Annotated in this window: 5 protein-coding genes; 1 reads left to right on the plus strand and 4 read right to left on the minus strand. The window is 72.4% G+C overall.

Annotated elements, in window-relative coordinates; translation table 11 throughout:
- Positions 1–3: 3 nt before the first annotated feature.
- Entirely contained in the window at positions 4–1,668 is a 1,665-nt protein-coding gene (locus PV363_RS15280) for a 5'-nucleotidase C-terminal domain-containing protein (RefSeq protein WP_301022770.1), read from the minus strand.
- A 155-nt stretch (positions 1,669–1,823) separates the two neighbouring features.
- Between PV363_RS15280 and PV363_RS15285 the strand changes: the two genes are divergently transcribed.
- Complete coding sequence (locus PV363_RS15285) at positions 1,824–2,333, plus strand: inorganic diphosphatase (protein ID WP_220342560.1); 510 nt, start codon at positions 1,824–1,826, stop codon at positions 2,331–2,333.
- Between the two features lie 101 nt (positions 2,334–2,434).
- On the opposite strand, the gene PV363_RS15290 is transcribed toward PV363_RS15285, so the two are convergent.
- From PV363_RS15290 to PV363_RS15300, 3 genes are all read right to left on the minus strand, one after another.
- Positions 2,435–3,715, minus strand: coding sequence for a C40 family peptidase (locus PV363_RS15290; protein WP_301022771.1), 1,281 nt, complete (start codon positions 3,713–3,715; stop codon positions 2,435–2,437).
- A gap of 74 nt (positions 3,716–3,789) precedes the next feature.
- Positions 3,790–5,418, minus strand: a complete 1,629-nt coding sequence (gene pgm, locus PV363_RS15295; RefSeq protein WP_301022772.1) for a phosphoglucomutase (alpha-D-glucose-1,6-bisphosphate-dependent) — start codon at positions 5,416–5,418, stop codon at positions 3,790–3,792.
- Between the two features lie 110 nt (positions 5,419–5,528).
- A partial coding sequence (locus PV363_RS15300; RefSeq protein WP_301022773.1) for a hypothetical protein occupies positions 5,529–5,748 on the minus strand: 220 nt, incomplete at its 5' end.

A 5,748-nucleotide genomic window follows, 5' to 3' on the forward strand; every position in this document is an offset into this window, starting at 1 on the left:
AGCCTATCCGGCGGGGGCGACCGTCAGTGGCGTCCCGGCGTGCACCAGCCGCCAGTGCGCGTGCGTCGAGGCGTACGCCGCACCCGCCGCGAGGTAGCGCTCCACCAGCGTCCGCAGGGAGTCGCAGACCTCGTGGACGACCGGCGCCTCGGCGACGTCGGGGTACGCCGCCGCACCCGAGGCGCGGTATCGGCTCACCACCACGTGCAGCGGCTGGTCGTCGGCGAGGGACGCGCCGTCGTACGACAGCCCCGTGATCCGCCGGCCGACGGGCCGCGCGAGGTCGATGTCGTAGGTCACCGGTGCGTCGATCCCGTAGGCGACGTCGTAGTCGAAGTCCGGCGTCCCCAGCGGCGTACGAGGGGTGGGCGCGTTCGTGAGCGTGTCGGGGTCGTGATCCCCGGCGGTCGTCACGCCGTGGAAGAAGGCGGCGGCGTGCTCGAGGTGCGCCCTCAGGCGCCGTCCGTCCAGGGCGACCACCACGATGCCGCTGTCGAAGGTGCAGAGCGCCGCCACCTGACGGCGGCGTACCGGGCCGACCGCGATGGATGCGTGGCGGCTCGTGGGGCTCACGAGGCTGATGAGGGGCACGTCGGCATCTGCTCGGCGACGGGCGCCCTCGGCCTGGGCGCGGGCGACGAGCGCGAGTGCGTCGGTGGCTCGATAGCGCGCCGGCTCGGCATCGACGGCTGTGACCGCGTGCCCGACGATCTGCGCGCCCAGGGCCCGGACGTGGGTGTGCTGCGGCTCGACCAGCGAGACCACGGCCGGGTCCTCGGGGGATCGCGCGGTGTCGACGAGGCGTGCCCGCGAGTCCAGGACGCACCAGCGGCCGCCTCGGACGGTGAGGTCGAGCTCGACGACGGCGACGCGCATCCCCCAGCAGAGCGGCTCGGTCAGCACCACCGTACGGCCGTCCGGCCCGCGTTCGCGGTGTTCGGCGACCTCGACGTGCGCGTGCCCCGCCACGATCACGTCGATCCCCGAGACCTCGCGGGCCAGCGCGACGGCGGCGTTCTCGCGGGTCGCCGGCTCGACGATGCCGGAGTGGACGACGGCGACGACGACGTCCGCACCACGCCCGCGCACATCGTCGACCAACGGTCCGGCAGCGGTCACGAGGTCGTCGAACCGGAGCTGCGCCGCGACGTCGCGGTTCCACGTCGTCACCTGGGGAGTCGTGAGACCGATGATCCCGACGCGGACCACCGCGCCGCCCGCGAGCGGGACGTCCCGGACCAGGCCTCCCTCGAAGGCGGGGACCCCGGTCGCGGCGTCGCGGACGTTGCCGGCGAGGAGCGGCGCGTCGAGCTGCTCGCGCAACCTGGTGAGCGCGGCGACACCGTAGTCGAGCTCGTGGTTGCCGAGCGTCACGGCGTCGTAGCGGAGGTAGTTCATCGCCGCGGCCATCGGGTGGAGCGGCGGGTCGTCGTCGCGGAGGCGGCCGGAGTAGTGGTGCGCGAGCGCACTCCCCTCGAGCAGGTCGCCCGCGTCCACGAGCAGGGCGCCAGGGGCGTCCGCGCGGATGCGCTCGACGACCGAGGCGACCCGAGCGAGTCCGATGCCGTTGCCGTAGACGTCGGCGTACGGGGCGTCGGTGCCGTAGTCGAAATCGCGCACCTGCCCGTGCAGGTCGGTCGTCGCGACCACGGTGAGACGTGCGGTCACGGCCGGCACGTGGTGTTGCCCACGTCACAGTCGATCACCCGGTGTCCTGCCGTCTTGCGCACGTACGAGACACTAGACACGCCGTGCGTGTCGGGTCGGACCGGCCCGGACACCCGCGCACGAGCCGGTCGCCGAGAACCAATGGAGGAACAGTGCTGGAATTCGACGTCACGGTCGAGATCCCCAAGGGCGTACGCAACAAGTACGAGGTCGATCACAAGACCGGGCGGATCCGGCTGGACCGCACCCTGTTCACCTCCACGCAGTATCCGGCCGACTACGGCTTCATCGAGAACACCCTCGGCCAGGACACCGACCCGCTCGACGCACTCGTCCTGCTCTCCGCGCCGACGTTCCCCGGCTGCCTGATCCGCTGCCGCGCGATCGGCATGTTCCGGATGACCGACGAGGCCGGTGGCGACGACAAGGTCCTCTGCGTACCCGTCGGCGATCCCCGCCAGGAGCACCTGCAGGACATCCGTCACGTCCCCGAGTTCGACCGGCTGGAGATCCAGCACTTCTTCGAGGTCTACAAGGATCTCGAGCCCGGCAAGTCCGTCGAGGGCGCCGAGTGGGTCGGCCGTCGCGAGGCGGAGCTGGAGGTGGAGGCGTCGTTCAAGCGCGTCCACGAGCAGCCTGCCCACGACGAGGACGGCGAGCACTGATCGTCCGCTGAGACTGCACGGAGGCCGCTGATCCCTGACGGGGTCGGCGGCCTTCGTCGTTCTCGCGACCGGTGCGGAGGGAGAGTGTCTGCCGCCCGACCTCAGCGGATGCGGGCGGCGAGGTCCGGCCCGGTCCAGGAGTAGACCGACACGACCTGCACGCTCTTGCCCGGTCGCGGCGCCTCGACCATCCAGCCGTCGCCGAGGTAGAGCGCGACGTGGTGGATGGAGTCGGGGCCTCCGCGACTCCAGAAGAGCAGGTCGCCGCGGCGCGCGTCGGACAGCGCGATCGGCGTCGACGACGCGTACTGGGCGCCGCTGAAGTGCGGCAGGCTCTTGCCCGCGGCCTGCCAGGCTCGCATCGTCAGACCCGAGCAGTCCCAGACGTTCGGGCCGGCGCCCGCCCACACGTAGGGCTCACCGACCTGGGCGAGCGCGAACTGGACCGCGGCCTCCACGCCCTTCGCCCGCTTGGGGGGCGTGGCTCCTGGCTGCGGCGCGGGCGCCGGGCCTGGCGCGGGCGCCGGGACGGCCGCGGGTGGCTCGTCGACGGTCGGCGGCAGCGAGGGGGCAGCAGCGGGTGGACGGTTGGCCTGCTCCTGAGCGGCCTGGGCCAGCTTCTCCAGCGCCCGCTGGCGCTTGCTGGCCACGGTGACGGAGATGCCTTCGGCGTGTGCGAGCTCGCGGATGAGCTGGTCGCGGTCGCGCTGGAGCGATGCCCGCGCCGCCGCGGCGGCGGCCACGGCCTTCTGGGCCTCCTGCTTCGCCGCCCTCGCGGCGTCGGCGGCGGTCTCGCGCGCGGCGACGGCGAGGTCTGCGCGGCGCTTCAGCGCGATGGCGACCGCCTGCTTGGACTCGTACGTCGCGAGCGCGGCACGACTCGCGTCCCCGACGGAGTCGTACGCCGCGAGCTGGTGCAGCAGCGAGCTCGGCCCGTCGTCGGAGAAGAAGCTGCGGAGCCGGTTGTACGGCGCGCGTGCGGCGATCCCACCCACGGCCTGCCGCTCGACGGCGAGACGCTCCTGCTCGGCGGCCGCGGCGGCGGTCCTGGCGGCAGCCTGCGCGGCCTTGGCGGCGTGCTCGGCCTTCCTGAGGGCGTACTGGGCGCCGTTGTCCTTCTCTGCCGCCTCGGCCGCTCGCACCGCCAGGTCGTCGACCCGCTTGGTCGCCGCGGCGATGCGCGCCCGGATCGCCGCCACCTGGTCGCCCTTGGCGACGACGTTCTGCTGGGCCTGCGCGACGGCCTCCGCGCTCGGGACCTCGTCGGCGTGGACGGCGGAGACGCCGGTCAGCGTCAAGGCGCCGGCGGCGAGCAGCGGCGCCGTACGGCGCCAGCGCAGTCGCCTCGGCGACACCGCGCGTCCCTCGTGCCCGAGCCCCACGTCGTCCCCCTGATGCGTTCTCGCAGACCAGCGTCGTCGCAGGTCAGCGACAGATGCCGACCGTGCTGCGCACTCTACGTCAGAGCCTCGCTCACCACGGCTTTTGCTGCATCTTGGACCTCGGCCAGGTGCTCGGGTCCCCGGAAGGACTCTGCATAGATCTTGTAGACGTCCTCCGTGCCCGAGGGTCGGGCCGCGAACCACGACTGCTCGGTCTCCACCTTGATGCCGCCGATTGCCGCATCGTTGCCGGGCGCGTGGGAGAGCACGCGTGTGATCGGGTCTCCGGCGACCTCAGACGCGGTGATCGCGTCCGGATCGAGGGCAGCGAGACGCTTCTTCTCCTCGCGGGTCGCCGGAGAGTCGACCCGGGCGTAGGCCGGGTCACCGTGACGCGCGGTCAGTCCGGCGTAGTGCTGGCTCGCGCTCCGCCCTGTCACGGCCTGGATCTCGGCGGCCAGCAGGGCGAGCACGATGCCGTCCTTGTCCGTCGTCCACACCGAGCCGTCCTTGCGCAGGAACGACGCGCCTGCGCTCTCCTCGCCACCGAAGACGGCTGACCCCGCCAGCAGCGGGTCGACGAACCACTTGAAGCCGACCGGCACCTCGTACAGCGCCCGTCCCGCGTCCGCGACGACGCGGTCGATCATGCGGGAGGAGACCACGGTCTTGCCGACCGCGGCCGCGGCGTCCCAGTCACGGTGCTCGGTGAGGTAGGCGACGGCGACCGCCAGGTAGTGGTTGGGGTTCATCAGGCCGGCGTCGGGGGTGACGATGCCGTGCCGGTCGGCGTCCGCGTCGTTGCCGGTCGCCACGTCGAAGCGCTCGCGCTGCGCGACCAGTGACGCCATCGCGTGCGGCGAGGAGCAGTCCATCCGGATCTTGCCGTCGTGGTCGAGCGTCATGAACCCCCACTGCGGGTCCACGGTGGAGTTGACCACCACGAGATCGAGCCCGTACTCCTCGCCGATCCGCCCCCAGTAGCCGACCGAGGCACCGCCGAGCGGGTCGGCTCCGATCCGTACGCCGGCCGAGGCGATCGCCTCCAGGTCGACGATCGATCCGAGGTCGTTGACGTAGTGGGTCAGGAAGTCGTATGTCTCGACCCGGTCGCGGGTCTCGTCGGTGCTGGCGCGCCTCACCCCGCGGAGCCCGTCGCGGAGGAGCTCGTTGGCACGGTCCTGGATCCAGCCGGTGATGTCGGACCCGGCCGGGCCGCCGTGGGGCGGGTTGTACTTGAAGCCACCGTCGCGCGGCGGGTTGTGCGACGGCGTGACGACGATGCCGTCGACCTGCCCGTGAGCTCCGAGACCGTTGAGCCGCAGGATCGCGTGCGACACCGCCGGCGTCGGGGTGAAGCCGTTCTCGGCGTCGACGAGGGTGACCACGTCGTTGCCGATCAGCACCTCGAGCGCGGTCTGCCACGCCGGGTGCGAGAGGGCGTGGGTGTCCCTGCCGACCAGGATCGGGCCAGCGATGCCCGCGCGCGCGCGGTGCTCGACGATCGCCTGCGTCGTGGCCAGGATGTGGGCCTCGTTGAAGGCGCCGTCGAGACTCGACCCGCGATGCCCGCTGGTGCCGAACGACACCTGCTGCGCCGGGTCGTCGGGGTCGGGGGTCCGGTCGTAGTACGCCGTGGCGAGCGCGTCGAGATCGACCAGGTCCTTCGGCTCTGCCGGCGAGCCGGCGCGTGGATCCACCATGCGGCTCAGCCTAGAGGTGAGGGCAGGCCCCGGTCTCAGTCACGCGATCGGCCGATGGCCTCGACGCCCAGACCATCCATTTCCTCCAGTGGGAGGAGCGACAGGGCCACTCACGAACCGCTTGGGGAAAAGCGCGGTCCGCGCCGGCCGCGCCAGCGCAGCGACACGTCCGCGCCCGCCGCCCGCAGACTGGCCGCGAGCGTGCTCGCCGTCTCCTCGGAGATGCGGATCGCGACCGCGTCGCGGGTCCGGCCATTCCGCTCGAGAATCCTCGGGTGCAGATCGCAGCCGAGGCGCCGCGCCTCCTGCACGACCTCCTCCGGCCGATCA

Origin of the sequence: Mumia sp., assembly GCF_028803055.1 — a bacterium.
Taxonomy (GTDB): domain Bacteria; phylum Actinomycetota; class Actinomycetes; order Propionibacteriales; family Nocardioidaceae; genus Mumia.